Source organism: Collimonas arenae (assembly GCF_001584165.1).
In the GTDB taxonomy this organism is placed as follows: domain Bacteria; phylum Pseudomonadota; class Gammaproteobacteria; order Burkholderiales; family Burkholderiaceae_D; genus Collimonas; species Collimonas arenae.
Genome location: NZ_CP013233.1, coordinates 2833806 through 2852386 on the forward strand (window position 1 = coordinate 2833806; position 18581 = coordinate 2852386).

At 57.5% G+C, this 18581-nt stretch carries 11 protein-coding genes, 1 tRNA gene and 3 pseudogenes; 5 read left to right on the top strand and 10 right to left on the bottom strand.

Features of this window, described 5'->3' with window-relative positions; genetic code table 11:
- Nucleotides 1–13: 13 nt before the first annotated feature.
- Nucleotides 14–208 (top strand): hypothetical protein, encoded by a 195-nt coding sequence (locus CAter10_RS13100; RefSeq protein WP_061533746.1) that lies wholly within the window; start codon nucleotides 14–16, stop codon nucleotides 206–208.
- A 70-nt stretch (nucleotides 209–278) separates the two neighbouring features.
- Here CAter10_RS13100 and CAter10_RS13105 read toward each other — a convergent pair whose 3' ends face one another.
- Both CAter10_RS13105 and CAter10_RS13110 read right to left on the bottom strand, forming a co-directional pair.
- On the bottom strand, nucleotides 279–1484 hold the full coding sequence (locus CAter10_RS13105; RefSeq protein ID WP_061533747.1) for an MFS transporter: 1206 nt from the start codon (nucleotides 1482–1484) through the stop codon (nucleotides 279–281).
- Complete coding sequence (locus tag CAter10_RS13110) at nucleotides 1481–2692, bottom strand: serine hydrolase domain-containing protein (RefSeq protein ID WP_061533748.1); 1212 nt, start codon at nucleotides 2690–2692, stop codon at nucleotides 1481–1483. Before CAter10_RS13110 ends, CAter10_RS13105 begins: the two co-directional genes overlap by 4 nt.
- 111 nt (nucleotides 2693–2803) lie before the next feature.
- On the opposite strand from CAter10_RS13110, the gene CAter10_RS13115 reads away from it, so the two are divergent.
- Nucleotides 2804–3700, top strand: coding sequence for a LysR family transcriptional regulator (locus CAter10_RS13115; RefSeq protein WP_061533749.1), 897 nt, complete (start codon nucleotides 2804–2806; stop codon nucleotides 3698–3700).
- An 86-nt stretch (nucleotides 3701–3786) separates the two neighbouring features.
- On the opposite strand, the gene CAter10_RS13120 is transcribed toward CAter10_RS13115, so the two are convergent.
- Complete coding sequence (locus CAter10_RS13120) at nucleotides 3787–4251, bottom strand: Lrp/AsnC family transcriptional regulator (RefSeq protein ID WP_061533750.1); 465 nt, start codon at nucleotides 4249–4251, stop codon at nucleotides 3787–3789.
- A 133-nt stretch (nucleotides 4252–4384) separates the two neighbouring features.
- Here CAter10_RS13120 and CAter10_RS13125 point away from each other — a divergent pair, with 133 nt between their 5' ends.
- Nucleotides 4385–5014, top strand: coding sequence for a LysE family translocator (locus CAter10_RS13125; protein WP_061535342.1), 630 nt, complete (start codon nucleotides 4385–4387; stop codon nucleotides 5012–5014).
- Nucleotides 5015–5109: 95 nt separating this feature from the next.
- On the opposite strand, the pseudogene CAter10_RS24080 reads toward CAter10_RS13125, so the two are convergent.
- The 3 genes and pseudogenes from CAter10_RS24080 to CAter10_RS13140 form a co-directional block, all read right to left on the bottom strand.
- Nucleotides 5110–6785, bottom strand: a pseudogene (locus CAter10_RS24080) (methyl-accepting chemotaxis protein).
- Nucleotides 6786–7068: 283 nt separating this feature from the next.
- The gene (locus CAter10_RS13135; protein ID WP_061533751.1) at nucleotides 7069–7524 is read right to left on the bottom strand and encodes a hypothetical protein; all 456 of its coding nucleotides are present in this window, start codon (nucleotides 7522–7524) and stop codon (nucleotides 7069–7071) included.
- A 5-nt stretch (nucleotides 7525–7529) separates the two neighbouring features.
- The gene (locus CAter10_RS13140; protein ID WP_061533752.1) at nucleotides 7530–7880 is read right to left on the bottom strand and encodes a hypothetical protein; all 351 of its coding nucleotides are present in this window, start codon (nucleotides 7878–7880) and stop codon (nucleotides 7530–7532) included.
- 366 nt (nucleotides 7881–8246) lie between these two features.
- On the opposite strand from CAter10_RS13140, the pseudogene CAter10_RS24580 reads away from it, so the two are divergent.
- Nucleotides 8247–9305, top strand: a pseudogene (locus CAter10_RS24580) (ESPR-type extended signal peptide-containing protein); the annotation flags it as partial.
- A 1038-nt stretch (nucleotides 9306–10343) separates the two neighbouring features.
- A complete protein-coding gene (locus tag CAter10_RS23650; protein WP_061533756.1) occupies nucleotides 10344–14135 on the top strand; it encodes a YadA family autotransporter adhesin in 3792 nt (1263 codons plus the stop codon).
- A gap of 524 nt (nucleotides 14136–14659) precedes the next feature.
- Here CAter10_RS23650 and CAter10_RS13165 read toward each other — a convergent pair.
- The 4 genes and pseudogenes from CAter10_RS13165 to CAter10_RS13180 form a co-directional block, all read right to left on the bottom strand.
- Nucleotides 14660–14734: transfer RNA gene (locus CAter10_RS13165), tRNA-Val, on the bottom strand.
- A 104-nt stretch (nucleotides 14735–14838) separates the two neighbouring features.
- Nucleotides 14839–17105: pseudogene (locus tag CAter10_RS13170) on the bottom strand (RelA/SpoT family protein).
- A gap of 18 nt (nucleotides 17106–17123) precedes the next feature.
- A complete protein-coding gene (locus CAter10_RS13175) occupies nucleotides 17124–17474 on the bottom strand; it encodes a RidA family protein (RefSeq protein ID WP_061533757.1) in 351 nt (116 codons plus the stop codon).
- A 47-nt stretch (nucleotides 17475–17521) separates the two neighbouring features.
- Entirely contained in the window at nucleotides 17522–18388 is an 867-nt protein-coding gene (locus CAter10_RS13180; RefSeq protein WP_061533758.1) for an alpha/beta fold hydrolase, read from the bottom strand.
- Nucleotides 18389–18581 lie beyond the last annotated feature (193 nt).

Genomic DNA, 18581 nt, shown 5'->3' on the forward strand with positions numbered 1-18581 from the left:
GTAAGGAGGCATCATGCAAAGAAACGATCAGAACAGCCTTAGCCAAAAACGCTACAAGGAAACCATCCGCAACCTGTATGAGCGCATCAACAGCGGCGATGAAACCGCATGGGCGGAAGTTAATGACAAGAACAATCTGGATCTGGTTCTGCTTGCCGAGATAGCAAAAAATCATGACTTGATCAAGAAGCTGCGAAGCTGGTGGTAGTGTGTGCCAGATCAACCAGGCTCTGACATGAACCTGACCTCGCTGTTGTCATTGCACCGCAACCCTCCGCTCAACTGCCGGGCTGGAAACCGTGGCAGGAAGCGCGCCAGGTGATCAGTAAGGCGAGCGCCAGCGATAGGACTAGAACCCAGGGCAAGGTCGCCGCACCACGCATTTCCAGCACCACCCCGCCGACGACTCCACCACCGGCAATGGCAGCGTTCCAGACGGTGACGATCAACGCTTGTCCGACATCGGCAGCCGTTCCAGATGCATTGGCGGCGGCAGTCTGGAACAGGGTCGCAATACCGCCAAAGGCCAGGCCCCAGGCGCCGATACCAAAATAGATGATCAGCGGCATCCGGCTCCAGACGGCGAGCGCCAGCGCCGCCACGCCGAACAGCATGATGCTCAACACCGTCAACCGTCGCAGCCAGCGGTCAATGCCGACACCGATGATCCAAATGCCTGCCAGCGCCATGCTGCCAAAGATGAACAGCACCAGGTCTGTGCGTGCCACCATCCCGGCTTGGGCGAGGAAGGGAACAATGTAAGTGTAGAGAATGTTATGTGCCAGAACAAAAGCAAAGGTAACTGCCAACACCGCACTGACGCCGGGCATGGCAAGCACATCGATCACCCTGCTGCGACAGCTCTTCGGTTCGCCGGCAAAGTCCGGCACTTTCATCTGTACCCAGACGACCAGCAGCAGCGTCAGCAGACTCACCACGCCGAACGTGTAGTGCCAACCGACCCAGCTTCCCAGCAGCGTCCCCAGCGGAATTCCGAGAGACAGGGCCAGCGGCGCCCCTGCCATGGCGACCGCGATCGCGCGGCCGCGTAGCGAATCCGCCACCATGCGACTAGCGAAGCCGGCTAGCAAAGCCCACAGCAAACCGGCAAAGATGCCGGCGAATAGCCGCGCCAGCAGGATTAGCACAAAATTATCGGCCAGCGCCGTAATCGTATTGACGATGAAAAAGCCGCAGATCGCCGTTTGCAGCAATGGTCGCCGACGCCAACCGCGCGTCAGTGCCACCAACGGAATCGCAGCCAGCAAGGAGCCGATGGCATAAATGGTGACGAATTGTCCGACTAACGCCTCCGAGACCGCCAGATCGCGGCTCATCTGCGCCAGCAGTCCGGCCGGCAACGCTTCCGTCAGGATCGTGATAAAACCTGCGGTCGCTAGCGCCAGCAGCGCCGCCAACGGCAAGGCGGGAGCTTCAGCAGCATCGAAGGCCACAGTCTGGCCGCGCAGCGAGTCGCCCTTCATGCTGCTTGCTCCGTGTTCTGCCTGGCAGGTAAATGAGCGTAAACCGCATCCCGCAAATCAGTCACGAAACGGCCCGACATGCCCTCGTACAGCGTATTGGTGAAGGCCACCACGCTCAAGCCCTGAGCGCGGTCCACCCACCAGGAATGACCGTAAGCGCCGCCCCAGCGCCAAGTACCGGCGCTCTCCGGCGAGGCCGCCGCGACCGAATCGCGCAGTACCGAAAAACCGAGGCCGAAGCCAAAGCCGGGCGAGTTTGGCAGCGCCAGTTCGCCCGTCTGATTCCTCGCCATCTCATCGACCAACGCCGATGGGAGCAAATCTCCGCCGCCTTGGCGCAATAGCTCCAGCAGTTGCAGGAAATCGCCGGCGCTGCCTGTCATGCCGGCCCCGCCCGATTGAAAGGCCTTGGCATCCAAGGCCCGCGCCGGCACAAAACGAATGCCGACGGTTCCCTCAAAAGCCGGCACCACGTCCAGCTCACGCATGCGTCGGGGTTGCGGCAATTGGCTGACGTAAGGGGTGGCTAGGCGGCCGGCATCGACAGCGACAAAAGCCGTGTCGTGCAAGTCCAGCGGCCTCATTAGCAATTGCCGCAACGCGGCCTCCAGCGGCACCCCGCAGATCCGCTCGACGAGTGCTCCGACCACGTCGGTCGCCAACGAATATCCCCAGCCCGTACCGGGCTCATACAGCAGCGGCACGGTGGCGATGCGGCGCAGGTTTTCGGTCAACGTAATGGGGGTGCAATCCATGCCGTCGGAGACCCCGGCCAGCGCAAGCGGGCCCTGCTCATCGACCTCGAAAAAACGGTAACCAAGACCGGCAGTATGGGAAAGCAATTGCCGCAAAGTGATGCGAGCTGGACGGCCATCTGCCAGACAGGGATGGAATTCAGGCAGCCAACGCGCCAGCGCATCGTCCAGCCCGATCCTGCCCTGCCCCACCAGGATCATGGCCGCAGTAGAAACAAACGGCTTACTGACCGAGGCGAGCCGAAACAGTGCGTCAGTTCGCATGCGGCGCTGTGCTTCGCGGTCGGCAAAGCCGGCAGCCCGTGCATAAACCAATTGACCGTGCTGCGCCACCAGAACCACGGCGCCAACCAGACGTTGCTCGATGAGCGCAGCATCAAGCGCTGCGTCGATTGGCGTTTGCGGCAAGGTGGATGGAACATCGGCTTCCGGGGTGGGCATTGCTATCAACATGATGACTCCTTTCGATTGTGGGTCGAAGAATCATAGGAGTCCGTCGATTAAAGATAAACTAGGCTATAGTTCCTGGCTATAGGGACATGAATGTCCGTAATCGAGGGAACGATGGAAAGCCTGAGTGGATTCGCCGTATTCGTGCAAGTCGCAGAAACACGCAGCTTCGTCGCTGCCGGTCGTCTATTGGGCGTGTCGGCCTCGGCCATCGGCAAGCGCGTGGCGCGGCTGGAAGAACGGCTCGGAGTCCGTCTGTTCCACCGCAGCACGCGCAGCATCACCTTGACCTCGGAGGGTGTGATGTTCCTGGAGCGCAGCCGCCGTGTGCTGGCGGAGATCGAGGCGGCAGAACAAGAACTCACGCTCAGCACCGGCGCGCCGCGCGGACGCCTGCGGGTGAGCCTGCCGCTGGTCAGCTCCCTGATCCTACCGGTGCTGGCGGACTTCATGCAGCAATACCCGGAAGTCGAACTTGATCTCGACTTCACCGACCGCAGCGTCGACGTCATCGAGGAAGGATTCGATGCGGTGGTACGGACCGGTGATTTGTCGGATTCTCGGCTATCGGCGCGCACGCTGGGAACATCACGCGTACTCTTGGCAGGTTCGCCTGACTATTTTTCGCGTTACGGCGTGCCGCAGAAACCAGCCGATCTGGCCGCCCATCGCTGCCTACACTATCGTTATCCCAACAGCGGCAAACTGGAAATCTGGCCCCTGCGCCAGCAACCGTCCGAGCCGCAAATCACCCTTCCGGTATCGATGATCTGCAACAACATAGAAACCCGAGTCTGCTTCGCCCAGCGCGGATTAGGCATCGCCTGCCTGCCCAGTTTTGCCGCCGCTGAAGGGATCGCCAGCGGCAAGTTGCGCACGGTCCTTGACGAATATGTTGATCGCACGGTTGTGTTCCGTGTTCTGTGGCCGAGCAGCCGCCACTGGACGCCAAAACTGCGGGTGTTCATCGATTTTTTAGTGGAGCGGGTTTTTGCAAGGGCCGATGGATAGCAAGACTGTGCCCCTACCCGCTATACAACAATCGCGCAGCCTCAGGTTTTCCGATGCGATCATCTGCATCTCGCCTCCAGATTGCCTCACAACAAAGGAAATCCGCTGTCACGCTTGATCTCGCGCAGCGAAAGCATTGATTCAACCGATGTCACTCCCGGCAGCGTGCGTATCACGTCGCGCATGAAAGTCCCGTATTCATCGAGATCGCGAACCGCTATTTGCACCAGATAATCGGCGCTGCCCGAAATATTGTGGCAAGACACGATACGCTCAAGGCCCTGGATTTCACGCTCGAAGCGATCGGACAGCGCCCGATCGTGGATATTGAATCGAATCTGTGCAAAAGCGATGACGCCGATATCCAGCGCCTTGCGCGACAGCACGGCGCGATAACCCTCAATGTAACCAGCACTTTCCAGCTGCTTCAGGCGACGCGCGCAAGGAGTCTCACTCAGGCCAATCCGCTCCGCCAACTTGGCGATTGGAATGCGGCCATCCTGCCGTACTGTGGCAAGAATTGCGCGGTCGATTTTATCGAGCTCTTTCATATATGGAATTCCCTATAATATTTTCGAATATTAGCGGATTCCATCAATCCATAGCAAATACATAGATTTATTTGCCAGAAAACACTCATCGTTCTGTCGCATCATAGTGACCTTTTTCAATGCGGAGTTCATGATGGTTTCTCTTCACCTGCTCACAGTCTTCATCGGCGCGCTGGTGGTGGTCTATGCGTTGCCCGGCCCGGACATGGCGCTGATCCTGCAAACCAGCACGAACCGCGGAATCCGGCATGGCTTGGCGACAGCCGGCGGCCTTGCCATTGCACGCGCAGGGCACGTGATGCTGTCCGCCTGCGGCGTCGCTGCCCTGCTGCGCGGCGCTCCCTGGCTCTACAGTGCAGTGCGGATAATGGGCGCAATCTATCTGGCCTATATCGCAATCCAGATTTTCCGTTCGCCGGGATTCGGCCTGACCGATTCGACGGCATCGAACCAGCCGCGCGCTTCGTTGCGCGCATCTTTCCGCAAGGGCATGTTGAGCAGTCTGTTGAATCCGAAGGCACTGCTGTTCTGCTCGGTGCTGCTGCCGCAATTCGTCCATCCGGAAAGCGGCCCGGTGTGGTCGCAGGTGCTTGAACTCGGCGTCGTGCTGGTCGCGATCGGCTTGGCATTCGACCTTACCCTGGCGCTAGGCGCGGCAAGGATAGCCGGCTGGCTGCGGAACAGCCCACGCGCTCAGACCGTGCAGCGCTGGACCTTCTCGGCGGCACTGATGGCGTTTGCGCTGCGGCTTTCCACTGAATAGTAGAAAATCCCGGCAGTACCCCATCCCAGAAAGCGTATGAACCGAAACCGGAACGGCTCGGTTCGTATTTCAGGCGAAGATTCCGAGCGATTCGATTAGGCGCGCAGTGCGATAGCTTGACGAACCGATGCACGATGTGCGAGATGTCCCTTGCCGCCGCCGCGGGAGGGAATTCCTGCCGCCGTCGCTTGCGGCTTGCGATCCAGCTTGAATACCGTCAGCGCCTGCTCCAGCTTCATGGTCTGATCCTGCAAGCTGCCGGCAGCCGCTGCAGCTTGCTCCACCAGCGCTGCATTTTGCTGCGTCACTTCATCCATCTGGGTCACTGCATCGTTGACCTGGGCAATGCCCGAGCTCTGCTCACGCGAAGCGGTCGCGATATCGCTCATGATGCTGCTCACCCGCTGCACCGATTCGATGATTTCGCGCATGGTGACGCCGGCATGTTCAGCCAATACCGTACCGGCCTCGACTTTTTTCACAGAGGCATCAATCAACTGCTTGATTTCCTTGGCAGCAGTCGCACTGCGCTGCGCCAGGCTTCTCACCTCCGAAGCCACCACTGCGAATCCCCGTCCTTGTTCTCCTGCGCGAGCGGCCTCAACAGCAGCATTCAGCGCCAGGATATTCGTCTGGAAAGCGATACCTTCGATGATGCTGATGATACTGACAATCTCTTTGGATGAACCGTGTATTTCTCCCATCGTCGCCACCACTTGCATCACGATGTCACCGCCCTTGCCCGCTACCTGCGACGCGCCATCGGCCATGTCGTTGGCTTGTGTGGCGTTGCTGCTGTTCTGTTCGACCGTCGACGCCAACTGCTCCATGCTGGATGCCGTTTCTTCCAGTGCGGACGCTTGCGATTCGGTACGCCCCGACAAGTCAGCGTTTCCGGTCGCGATTTCCCTGGTCGCGACGCCAATTTGCTCAAAGCTGCTGCGCACATCCCCAACGATCGAACTCAAGTTGACCGAAGCTGCCGCAACGATCTCAGCAACTGGCCCAAATCATCCTTGCGACGGGTGCTGATATCCAGGGTTAGATCGCCGCCCGCCATTACCTGGCTTGCTCTGACAGCCTGCCTTAGCGGCACGATGACGCCGCTGTAGAGCGAATACCAAAAATAGCTGACGCCGGCAATCGCGATCGCCGCCAGCACTGACACCCAATGATGGGCCTTGCCAGGCACCTGCTCGACAAAGAAAAGATCAGACACGATCAACGCTGCCAGCACGCAAATAAGGAAGCCAAGGTTCCAGCTTATGCGCTTGCTGAGCGACATATCCTTGAGAGCAATCAGCCTGCCCAGCAAGCCGCTCCTGCCTGCGACGCCCTGATTGATGGCGATCTTGTCGCGATTTCCGTTCCTGATTGTTTGATACAAGGCGGTTGCCTCTTCCACCTGCCGACGGCTAGGCTTGGTGCGCACCGACATGTAACCGACCGGACGACCGTTTTCCATCACTGGCGTGACGTTAGCCTGCACCCAATAGAAATCGCCATTCTTGCAACGGTTCTTGATGATGCCAGTCCAGGATTGACCATTCTTGATGGTTCGCCACAAATCGGCAAACGCCTCCACCGGCATGTCGGGATGGCGCAGGATGTTTTGCGGCGCTCCTAACAGTTCCTGTTCGGTATAACCGCTCACCAAGACGAAATATGGATTCACATAGGTGATGTTTCCTTGTGTGTCAGTAGTCGACACGATGGTTTGCGTATCGCTGAGTTCATACTCGATATTGCTGACTGGAGTATTAAGACGCACGTTATCCCCTTATTCTGTGTTAGACGTTAACAGGCCAGTAAGGAACGCTTGTTACGCATCGCATGCTTGCCTGCTTCCGCAGCACAACGCAGTTGCGAGAAAGGCGCTCGATAAAGACCGCTATTCCGGTTAACGGCAAAAACAAGAAATCATTTAGGGCATCGGCGGCCCCGAAAAAAGAAAGAGGCACAGCAAAGCCAATGGCGACGCAAAAAAAAGGGCAAAGCCCGCGACGACGGCTTTGCCCATTCAGGAAACTCTGTGCAATTATTGCTACATCGGATCAGCGATGATGTTCAGCATCATGCAACGCATGCTTTGCCGCATCGATTGCACGGTCAACGTGATCCAGCGCGCGATGCTTCAAACCTCTGGCTTCAGGATTGTCTTCCTCTTGCGCCAGATCGTTGTGCGCCTTCTCCAGCAGTTCAACAGCGTGATGCAAGCGCCCCGGACGATCAAGATTGGCATCTTCGTGCGGATGGTCACCCAGGTCCTTTGCATCGTCGCGCGCGCCTTTCTTGACCTCCCCGATTGCACGGTCGATTTCAGTGATGGCGACATCTTCCTGGCCGCTCACCGCGGCATCGCCAGGACGATGCTCAAGGTTCCAGCGCGCATCGCGCAAATCGGTCAGCGCATGCAGATAACCAGGGTGCGCGCCCGGCAGATCGGCGTGAGCGGCAAATGGCAGCAACGCGGAAAACAATACGGCTACCGCAGATAATTTCAATTTCATGATGATTACTCCCTGGCTGTTTGGTCAAATAACAATATATTTGGCTTGGCAAATTCATCGCGAACTCCCTCGCTTGTGACCTCAACGGCCCGCATCGGGAAAGGTTTACTTGGCTCAGCGCCAAAGCGTAAGGAATTGCTACAGGCCGCAGCGCAGAGTGGAATCGATTCACGCTCGAGATACCTGTCGTCGTCACCATAGCTAGTCCAGTAAGCGCCATCCAACCAGGCATTGGGGTTCAAACCGGTACGCTCCCGCACATAGCCGTTGGCTTCAGAATTGGTGACTAGGCCAACATGAATCGTCTGAAAAAAATCAAGCCCGTCCCCCGGAGCAACATGATTGGGATGTTGCATTTACGCTAAATTGGCATTTCTGCATATTTTTCAGTTGAATTAACTAGGGAAAATCTGATGTTACACATTCATGCCGTGCCTATGGGCAACGCGTGCCTCTGAAACACTTCGATAAAATTGCCAAAAAGAATTATTTTATCTGCGATTTACATTCGATGACATCGGATCTGCCTGAAGTTCATCGGATCATCATTGAAAAATCACAGCACAAAAATCAATATTTTCATTCACCTTCGGATGAAAGATTGTTGTCATCTAGCCACTCGATGCATTGTCGGACGAATTTTCGGACATTTCCTATATTTGTAAATAGGCGCGCTGGATAAAGTTCATCCCAATACAAATTCTCTTGAATTGGGAGCAACCATGAATAAAATCTATCGCGTAGTCTTTAACCACGTTACCGGCACCTGGACTGCCGTGGCGGAAACGGCCAAGGGTCGCACCAAGAGCAAGACCTCGAACACCGTTAAATCGCTTGCGGTGGTGCTAGCTGTTGCTGCAACTGCCGGTGGCATGGCGCTGTCTGGCAAGGCCGAAGCGGCAACAGTAGTATTGAATCCGACTGCGTCGGCTTCTTGCGGCACGCCTGCCGCCAACGCCCTGATAAATCCTATATGGAGCACCGGCACTGCATTATGCGGCACGGCTGCGGGTGACTTTGCTGTAGCCTCATTGGGCGGCTCAGCATTCGGCGACCAAGCCATAACATCCGGCTTTTATGGTACGGCTTTAGGTGCTTATTCCTCCGCAGCCACCCATGCGACAGCAGTCGGTACTTCTTCCATGGCGACCGGTAACGACAGCGTAGCGGTCGGTGTCAACAGCCAGGCACTTAGCAACTTTGCCGTAGCCATGGGCGCTTCCTCTAACGCAGCCGCCAGCAACAGCGTAGCGGTCGGTGTTAACAGTAAGGCACTTAGCAACTTTGCCGTAGCCATGGGCAACAACGCCAACGCATCCAGTCTAAACTCAACAGCTATCGGCTCTGGAGCCGCCGCAACAGGCCCCGGCTCAACGGCTATCGGCAACAATGCAAACGCCAATTTCGGCACCACCACCGGCGCTTGGAGTGCTACCACCATGGGCACCAATGCTGCGGCCAACGGCGACGGCGCAGCAGCCTTCGGCGATTCGGCCAAAGCCAATGCCGATAGAACGGTTGCAGTTGGTCGCAGTGCGCAAGCAAATGCTCTGAACACAACGGCAATCGGCAGCGGCGCCACTGCGTCCACGGCCGGTTCCATAGCGCTAGGCGCCGGATCGGCCACCAGCACAACGGCGCCAACTGGCAACGGCTATTTGACCAACTCTGCGGCGCCGGCCTCCGAAGTCTCGATCGGCTCCGCGACGGTGAAGCGTCGCCTCACCAATCTGGCGGACGGTTCGGCGCAGTCAGATGCCGTCACGGTTGCGCAGTTAAGCACTGGCGTCAGCAGCCTGTCGACCGGAATCAGCTCACTGTCAACGTCGACTTCAAGCGGCCTGAGCACGGTCAACAGTAGCGTCAATTCACTGTCCACATCAACTTCGGCCGGCCTGAGCACTGTCAACAGCGGCGTCCGTTCGCTGTCGACAGGTCTGAGCTCGACTAACAGCTCCGTCAATTCACTGTCGACATCCACGTCGACCGGCTTGAGCACCGTCAACAGCGGTGTCAACTCGCTGTCTACTGGCCTCAGCTCAACCAACAGCAATGTCGGTTCGTTGTCGACGGGTCTGAGCTCGACTAACAGCTCCGTCAATTCACTGTCGACATCCACATCGACCGGCTTGAGTACCGTCAACAGCGGTGTCAACTCGCTGTCGACCGGCCTCAGCTCAACCAACAGCAATGTCGGCTCATTGTCGACAGGTCTGAGCTCGACTAACAGCAATGTTAATTCGCTGTCGACTTCCACATCGACCGGCTTGAGTACCGTCAACAGCGGTGTCAACTCGCTGTCGACCGGCCTCAGCTCAACCAACAGCAATGTCGGTTCGTTGTCGACAGGTCTGAGTTCGACTAACAGCTCCGTCAATTCACTGTCGACATCCACCTCGACCGGCTTGAGTACCGTCAACAGCGGCGTCAACTCACTGTCGACCGGCCTCAGCTCAACCAACAGCAATGTCGGTTCGTTGTCGACAGGTCTGAGCTCGACTAACAGCTCCGTCAATTCACTGTCGACATCCACCTCGACCGGCTTGAGCACCGTCAACAGCGGCGTCAACTCGCTGTCTACTGGCCTCAGCTCAACCAACAGCAATGTCGGTTCGTTGTCGACAGGTCTGAGCTCGACTAACAGCTCCGTCAATTCACTGTCGACATCCACCTCGACCGGCTTGAGCACCGTCAACAGCGGTGTCAACTCGCTGTCTACTGGCCTCAGCTCAACCAACAGCAATGTCGGTTCGTTGTCGACAGGTCTGAGTTCGACTAACAGCTCTGTCAATTCACTGTCGACATCCACATCGACCGGCTTGAGCACAATCAGCAACGACCTGACCAACGCGACGCGTTACTTCAAGGCAAATGGCTTGAATGACGGCAGTGATGACGCAGTCGCCTCTGGATCCCGCAGCGTTGCCGTCGGTGCAAGTGCCGTGGCCAGCGCCGAACAAGGTGTCGCTATCGGCAATGGCGCGTTCGCCACGTCCGCCGGTTCTGTAGCCTTGGGTGCCGGTTCGGTCACCAGCGCGACCGCGCCGATTGGCAGCGGCTATCTGACAAATACTGCAGCGCCGACTTCCGAAGTATCCGTGGGCTCGGCCGCTGCACAACGCCGCATCACCAATGTCGCGGACGGTTCGGCGCCGCAAGATGCCGTCACCGTTGCACAGTTGAGCACCGGCGTCGGCAGCTTGTCGACCGGGATCGGCTCGTTGTCGACTGGCTTGAGCTCGACCAACAGCAACGTCGATTCCTTGTCGACTTCAACCTCGACCGGCTTGAGCACTGTCACTAGCAACGTTGAGTCGCTCTCGACTGGCCTCAGCTCCACCAACAGCAACGTCGGTTCGCTGTCGACCGGCTTGAGCTCAACTAATAGCAACGTATCGTCGCTGTCGACATCCACTTCGACTGGCCTGAGTACCGTCACCAGCAATGTTGAGTCGCTCTCGACTGGTTTGAGCTCCACCAACAGCAACGTTGGCTCGTTGTCGACCGGCTTGAGCTCGACCAACAGCAGCGTATCGTCGCTGTCGACATCAACTTCGACCGGCCTGAGCACAATTAGCAACAATTTGACCAACGCCACACGCTACTTCAAAGCTGACGGCAAGAACGACGGTAGCGATGACGCCAGTGTTACGGTGGGCAGTAACTCGGTTGCCATCGGCGCCGGTTCGGTCGCTACACGCAATAACGTGGTTGAGGTTGGCAATCGCCAGATCAGCGGCGTGACTGCCGGTACAGAAGATACCGATGCAGTCAACGTGAAGCAACTGAAGGATGCAGGTTTGGTCGATGCCGGTGGCAACACACTGGACGCCGTGGTCTATGATGCTGGCTCCAACAAATCAACCGTGACCTTCGGTGGTGCCGCGGGTACGCAGCTGAAGAATGTTGCAGCAGGTGTCGCTGGCACGGATGCAGTGAACGTGAATCAGTTGACGTCGCTGTCGACATCAACATCGACCGGGTTGAGCACTGTCACTAGCAACGTTGATTCGCTGTCGACCGGCTTGAGCTCGACCAATAGCAACGTATCGTCGCTGTCGACGTCAACTTCGACTGGCCTGAGCACCGTCACCAGCAATGTTGATTCGCTGTCGACCGGCTTGAGCTCGACCAATAGCAACGTATCGTCGCTGTCGACGTCAACTTCGACTGGCCTGAGCACCGTCACCAGCAATGTTGAGTCGCTCTCGACTGGTTTGAGTTCCACCAATAGCAACGTATCGTCGCTGTCTACATCAACTTCGACTGGCCTGAGCACTGTCACCAGTAACGTCGAATCGCTCTCGACCGGCTTGAGCTCGACCAACAGCAGCGTATCGTCGCTGTCAACCTCGACATCAACCGGCCTGAGCACAATTAGCAACAATTTGACCAATGCCACACGCTACTTCAAAGCTGACGGCAAGAACGACGGTAGCGATGACGCCAGTGTTGCGGTGGGCAGTAACTCGGTTGCCATCGGCGCCGGTTCGGTCGCTACGCGCAATAACGTGGTTGAGGTTGGCAATCGTCAAATCAGCGGCGTGACAGCCGGTACAGAAGATACCGATGCAGTCAACGTGAAGCAACTGAAGGATGCAGGTTTGGTCGATGCCGGTGGCAACACACTGGACGCCGTGGTCTATGATGCTGGCTCCAACAAATCAACCGTGACCTTCGGTGGTGCCGCGGGTACGCAGCTGAAGAATGTTGCAGCAGGTGTGGATGGCACGGATGCCGTGAACGTGAATCAGCTGATGTCGCTGTCAACCTCAACATCGACCGGCCTGAGCACTGTCACCAGCAATGTCGGTTCGTTGTCGACATCGGTGTCGACAGGTTTGAGCACTGTTACAAGCAACGTCGATTCGCTATCGACCGGCCTGAGCTCGACCAACAGCAACGTATCGTCACTGTCGACATCAACATCGACCGGTCTGAGCACCATCACCAGCAATGTCGACTCGCTGTCGACCGGCCTGAGCTCGACCAACAGCAACGTCAGCTCGCTGTCAACCGGTCTGAGTACCGTCACCGGCGATTTGAAAAACGCAACGCGGTACTTCAAGGCAAATGGCGCGAATGACGATACCGATGACGCGGCGGCAACCGGCAGCTATTCGGTCGCCAGCGGTGCATCCGCAAACGCAGTGGCCGACGAATCGGTGGCACTGGGACACAATGCAAGCACTACTGCTGCCGCGACCAACTCGGTCGCACTTGGCTCCGGTTCCGTTGCCGATCGTGCGAATACTGTCTCAGTTGGCAAGGCTGGTGCTGAACGCCAGATCGTCAACGTGGCAGATGGCGTCGAAAATAACGACGCAGTGAACGTGTCGCAATTGAAGACTGTTGCCGACCAGGTCGGCGACCTGGGTGCGTTGGCGGTAACTTACACCGACAGCAACAAGACCGACATCAACCTCGGCAACGGTACCGGCGGCACCACCGTAATCCACAATGTGGGCAATGGCGTCGCAGATAACGATGCAGTTAATGTCGGCCAGTTGAAGTCACAGGTCGGCAACGCCACCCGCTACTTCAAGGCGGACGGTGCTGGTGACGGCAGCGACGACGCCAATGTTGCTACCGGCACCAACTCGGTCGCGATGGGGGCAAACGCATCGGCAACGGGTAACAATTCGGTCGCCCTCGGCGCCGGCTCGGTCGCTACCCGCGACAACGTGGTTGAAGTCGGCGGTCGTCAGATCAGCGGTCTGGCTGCCGGTACGCAAGACACCGATGCCGTCAACCTCAAGCAATTGAAGGATGCTGGCCTGGTCGATGCAGGTGGCAACGCGCTCGACGCCGTGGTCTACGACGCTGGCAGCAACAGGGGTTCTGTGACTTTCGGTGGCGTGAACGGCACTGTGCTGAACAACGTTGCCGACGGCAATATTGCAGCCGGCAGCCGCCAGGCGGTGAACGGTGGCCAGATTGCGGCCTTGCGTGACAGTCTGCAAGGGCAGATCACTAATATCGACAATCGTGTCACCAATCTGGAAAACGGCAGCGGCGGCATTGGCAAACCTGACCCACACTTCGTTTCTGCTGGAGACAAGGAAATACCGGCAGTCGTGACGCCAGGCTCGGCTAGCGCAGCGATTGGCGAAAATGCCCAGGCAACCGGCAATAACGCGGTGGCAATCGGTGCCAATTCGGTGGCGAATCAGGACAACACCGTGTCGGTCGGATCGGCGGGCAATGAACGCGCGATCGTCAACGTGGCCGAAGGCGTCGCCAGCACGGATGCCGTCAACGTTGGTCAGATGAACAACATGATCAACAACAGCGCAGCGCAAACCCTGCAGAGCGCCAACGACTATACCGACCAACGCTTCAACCAGGTTACCAATGCGTTGAACGAAGTCGATAAAGCGGCGAGTCGCGGGATTGCAGCATCGGCAGCGTTGAACAACGTCACGCCTTATATCCCGGGCAAGACGTCGTTGAATGCAGGTATCGCGGCCTATCGCGGCAATACGGCGCTGGGCGTCACGGTGTCACGCTGGAACCAGCGCGGCAACATCAACCTGAACGCCGGCATATCCAGCGCCGGTAACAACAGCACCATTATCCGCGCCGGTGTCGGCGTGGTTTTTGGGAACTAGTGGGCTGTAGCAGCCGAATCGAGGGCGAAGGGCGCGTATCCGACACGCAGGGCAAGGCGCACAGCGGAGCAATAGCTGACTATTGCGAGCATGGGCAACGCCCCATGCGTGTCGGATACGTGACAGGCGCTCTTGATTTGGTTGTTACAGGCCACTTAAGGAGCTGTATCCGACGTACCATGAGCATGGTCGCCGGGCATGGGAACCCGGTCTGCTGTCACAAGCGGTAGACCGGCCCTGTGCTTAATTTCCAACAGATGCGGGAATATGTTTCATTCTAATGAGCCAAGCGAACATAGGCCTTCTCAAGCGACAACTCATCATGGCGAGTTGTGGCGTGTGCCGCCAGCCCCAAAGTGGGGTATGGCTTGGACGTCTTTTATCGGGACTATGCTGCGTGGATTCACGACCAGGATGATGACCGCGAGATGAGCAAAATCGAGGCTCAGATTACCGAAAATATCCCCGAACTATCCTCGAGACTTTCGAAATCTTCCTAACGTATTGATTTAAAACAGGAATTTTGGTGGGAAGTACAAGTTTCGAACTTGTGACCTATCGCGTGTGAGGCGATCGCTCTACCCCTGAGCTAACCTCCCGGAGAGGCCGCCATTATTACACAAAATTTCTGGTAAATAAAGCGGCCGCCTGCATCTCCTCAAACACCGTGGTCTGGAACCCAGTCCAAACGCGCTTTTCCGGCCTATTGGCGCTTCGCTTCCAGCACGCCTTTGACCTCGCGGATCACTGCCAACGCCTTTTGCAACTGGGCGGTGGAAGCGATTTCAGCGGTGAAAGCCATCCGCGCATGCGCCTTGGCGCTCTGGGTGCTGACGCCGATGACATTGATTTTTTCACGCAAGAACACGTCGGAAATATCACGTAGCAAGCCTTGCCGGTCGCTGGCCAGAACGAAAATATCCACCGGATAAACGGTTTCTGCTTCCTGCGCACCCCAGGTCGTGAGGATCACGCGCTCCGGCGCCTTGATGCGCATCTCAGCAAAATTCTTGCAGTTTTCTCGGTGAATCGAGACGCCCTTGCCACGCGTGATGAAACCGACGATCGGATCTGGCGGCGCAGGCTTGCAGCACTTGGCCAGTTGTGTCATCAAGCCGTCGGTGCCAACCACCAGCACCCCTGACTTGCCGCCGCGGACCACACTGGAAGCACGGCTCTTGCGAGTAATCGCGGCCTCCTCCATCTCGCTGTCGTGCTCAATCGATTTGAGGCCGGGATCGTCGTGCAGCGCCTGTTCGACATGGCGCAAGCTGAATTCGTCTTTGCCCAATGCCAGCAACAGGTCTTCCAGTTTGGCGAATTCCAGCTTGCGCGCCAGTTCTTCCAGGTTGACCGCCGTCTTGCCCTCGCGCTGCAGGGTCTTGTCCAGCAGGCTGCGGCCGGTGACCAGGGTTTCCTGCTGTTCGATGGCATTGAACCAGGCCCGCACCTTGGAGCGCGTACGAGCGCTTGCCGCATAACCTGGTGTTAGCCAATCGCGCGAAGGTCCGGCACCGCCAGGCGAGTTCTTGGCCGTGATGATTTCCACTGTCTGGCCATTCTTCAGCGGCGTGTTCAGCGGCACCATCGTGCCATCGACGCGCGCGCCACGGCAGCGATGGCCGACATCGGTGTGCAAGTAATAGGCGAAATCGATGGCGTCGCCCCACTCGGCAATTCAATCACCCGCGCCTGCGGCGTCAGCACATAGATATGATCGTTGAGCGTGGCCTGTTTGAGTTTTTCCAACCATTCGCGACGGCTATCCTCGTGCTCGACCACGGCATCGACCACTTCGCTTTTCCAGGCCAACAGCTGACGCAGCCAGGCGATCTTCTCATCGTACTTCTGCGCCGAAAAATTGGAGCCGCCGGCTTCCTTGTAGCGCCAGTGCGCCGCCACGCCGTATTCGGCGAAATGATGCATTTCGTTGGTGCGTATCTGTACTTCCAGCGCGCGCTCGTCATCCGCCAGCACCACCGTATGCAAAGATTGGTAGCCGTTCTGCTTGGGACGTGAGATGTAATCGTCGAACTCTTTCGGAATCGGCACCCAGATATTGTGAACGATGCCGAGCACCGTATAGCAGGTCTTGACGTCGTCGACAATCACACGGAATGCACGAACGTCGTATAGCTCGGAAAAATCAATCTCCTTGCCCTTCATCTTGTTCCAGATGCTGAAGATATGTTTGGGCCGGCCGGAGACTTCAGCCTTGATGCCGGCCGCCGCCAGCTCGCTGCGCAGGCGCGTGATAGCAGCGTCGACAAAACTTTCGCGCTCGATGCGCCGCTCTTCCAGCATCTTGGCAATGCGCTTGTAGGCAACCGGATCGATAAAGCGGAACGACAGGTCTTCCAGCTCCCACTTCAACTGCCAAATCCCAAGCCGGTTGGCCAGCGGCGCGTACAGATCGAGCGTCTCGCGCGCGTACTGGCTGGTGCGCGGATTTTCCATCTTGTTTTCGGCAAAATAGCGCAATGCAGTCACCCGCGACGCCAACCGCACCAGCACCACACGCATGTCAGTCGCCATCGCCAGCAGCATCTTGCGCAAGGTCTCGACTTGGCTGGCAGCTTGTTGCGCAGCGTTCTTGCCGCGCATGACTTCCTGCGGCAAACCGAAGGTAAAACCGTGCAATCGCATCAGTTGCCGGATGCCGCCGACCAGATCCGAGATTTCCTTGCCGAAGCGTTGTTCAATGGCTTCGGAATAGCTGGCATCAATCAGCGGCAACTCAAACAGCAGCGCGGCGATCCGGGTTTCGACATCGGTATCGAGCAGCGCCAGTATGCTGGTCACGCCCTGCGAAAAATCGAGCGTACTCTGGCCGGTAGTGATGACATTGTCGGCATACAGTGGCTCGACGAACGCCAACGCATCCAGTACGCGCGCGCTATCCTCGGCGCTCAAGCCGGCGGTGCAGAGCTGGGTCTGCGAAGCGCGTTGTGTTGCAGTAAGCGAAACCATGGGATGTCTGCGTCTTCCTTATTTTTGTGCGGCGACCACAACGATTTCGATCAGGATTTCAGAACGCGCCAGCTTCGCCTCGACGGTCGCTCGCGGCGGCGAATTGCCGGCCGCGACCCATTCGTCCCACACGACATTCATGCCATCGAAATCCTTGATGTCGGCCAGATAGATCTGGCACGACAGGATATGGTGCTTGTCGCTGCCAGCCTCTGCCAGAAGACGGTCGATATGACCAAGTGTTTCGCGGGTCTGACCTTCGATATTCTGGGTGGTGTCCTCGGCCAATTGGCCGGCCAGATAGATTGTGCCGTTATGAATGGCGACTTCCGACAGTCTTTTCCCGACATGCAAGCGCTGGATTGTCATGGCTATATCTCCTCTTGAATAAAATTAAGCTGTAATGCAGTAATGAATCAGCCGACCAGGAAATCGGTGACAACTTCGATCTGATCGATATGCAGCAAAGTCGGTGCATGGCCGGCGCCCGGCAGCTCAACCAGCTTGGCCTTGGGACCGCATTGCGTCATGATCTGCGCCACTTCAGGCGACAACAAATCGGATTGGGCGCCGCGCAGCAGCAAGGTCGGGCAAGTAATCGCGTTATACGCGGCCCACAGCAACGCTTCCGATGCCTTGAACGCCTCGCCGGTGGTCATCGTGAAAGGCACAGACAACTTCAGGTCGTAGTGGCGTATCCATTTGCCATCCCGGTCCTGGCGCAGCACATCTGCAGCCAACTTATGCCATTCGGCATCGGTATGTTCACCGAAGGATGCCGAGATCGCACGAATATACGCCGCCGCTTCGTCGAACGTATTGAAGCGCATGTCGGCGCCGATATATTCGCCAATGCGCGCCATGGCTTCCAGATCCAGTTTCGGACCGACATCGTTCAACACCAGCTTGCGCACCGGATTTTCCGGCAATGACGCCAGCGCCATGCCAATCAGGCCGCCCATCGAGGTACCGACCAGATCCACCGTCTCCGCGTTCAGGCGCGCCAGCAAGGTCACCATGTCGCTCAGGTACTGCGGCACAACGTAATACTGCGGATCGCGCAGCCAATCGGAACGGCCGCGGCCGACCACATCCGGGCACACCACCCGATAGGTGTCGCATAAGGCGCGCGCCAACTGATCGAAATCGCCCGAGACACGAGTCACGCCATGTATGCACAACAGAACATTTGGATTGTGAGGGTCGCCCCACTCCTGATATGCCATTTTATGCAAACCGGCAGGTGAAATACATTGAACGGTTTTGTGCGTAGGTATGGTCATGAGAGTCCTAATTCGTCCTGGTGCGCAGAGGCTTAGTGGATGTTGCAATCAACGGCAACCGGCAAACTGTCGCGTTTTGCTTTGCGTATATGCAACATCTTATCGCATATGCCGCCCCCCTTGCACACTCAGGCGGCAGAATCGATGCAAAACGTCGGACCACGCCGTACCGGCCGCGTTCCAGCAGGCGAAA

Coding starts and splice junctions, on each gene's coding strand:
- CAter10_RS13175 (WP_061533757.1), bottom strand. CDS start 17,474: ATGACAATCCAGCGCTTGCATGTCGGGAAAAGACTGTCGGAAGTCGCC.
- CAter10_RS13115 (WP_061533749.1), top strand. CDS start 2,804: ATGGAAAGCCTGAGTGGATTCGCCGTATTCGTGCAAGTCGCAGAAACA.
- CAter10_RS13120 (WP_061533750.1), bottom strand. CDS start 4,251: ATGAAAGAGCTCGATAAAATCGACCGCGCAATTCTTGCCACAGTACGG.
- CAter10_RS13140 (WP_061533752.1), bottom strand. CDS start 7,880: ATGCAACATCCCAATCATGTTGCTCCGGGGGACGGGCTTGATTTTTTT.
- CAter10_RS13110 (WP_061533748.1), bottom strand. CDS start 2,692: ATGTTGATAGCAATGCCCACCCCGGAAGCCGATGTTCCATCCACCTTG.
- CAter10_RS13180 (WP_061533758.1), bottom strand. CDS start 18,388: ATGACCATACCTACGCACAAAACCGTTCAATGTATTTCACCTGCCGGT.
- CAter10_RS13100 (WP_061533746.1), top strand. CDS start 14: ATGCAAAGAAACGATCAGAACAGCCTTAGCCAAAAACGCTACAAGGAA.
- CAter10_RS13135 (WP_061533751.1), bottom strand. CDS start 7,524: ATGAAATTGAAATTATCTGCGGTAGCCGTATTGTTTTCCGCGTTGCTG.
- CAter10_RS13125 (WP_061535342.1), top strand. CDS start 4,385: ATGGTTTCTCTTCACCTGCTCACAGTCTTCATCGGCGCGCTGGTGGTG.
- CAter10_RS13105 (WP_061533747.1), bottom strand. CDS start 1,484: ATGAAGGGCGACTCGCTGCGCGGCCAGACTGTGGCCTTCGATGCTGCT.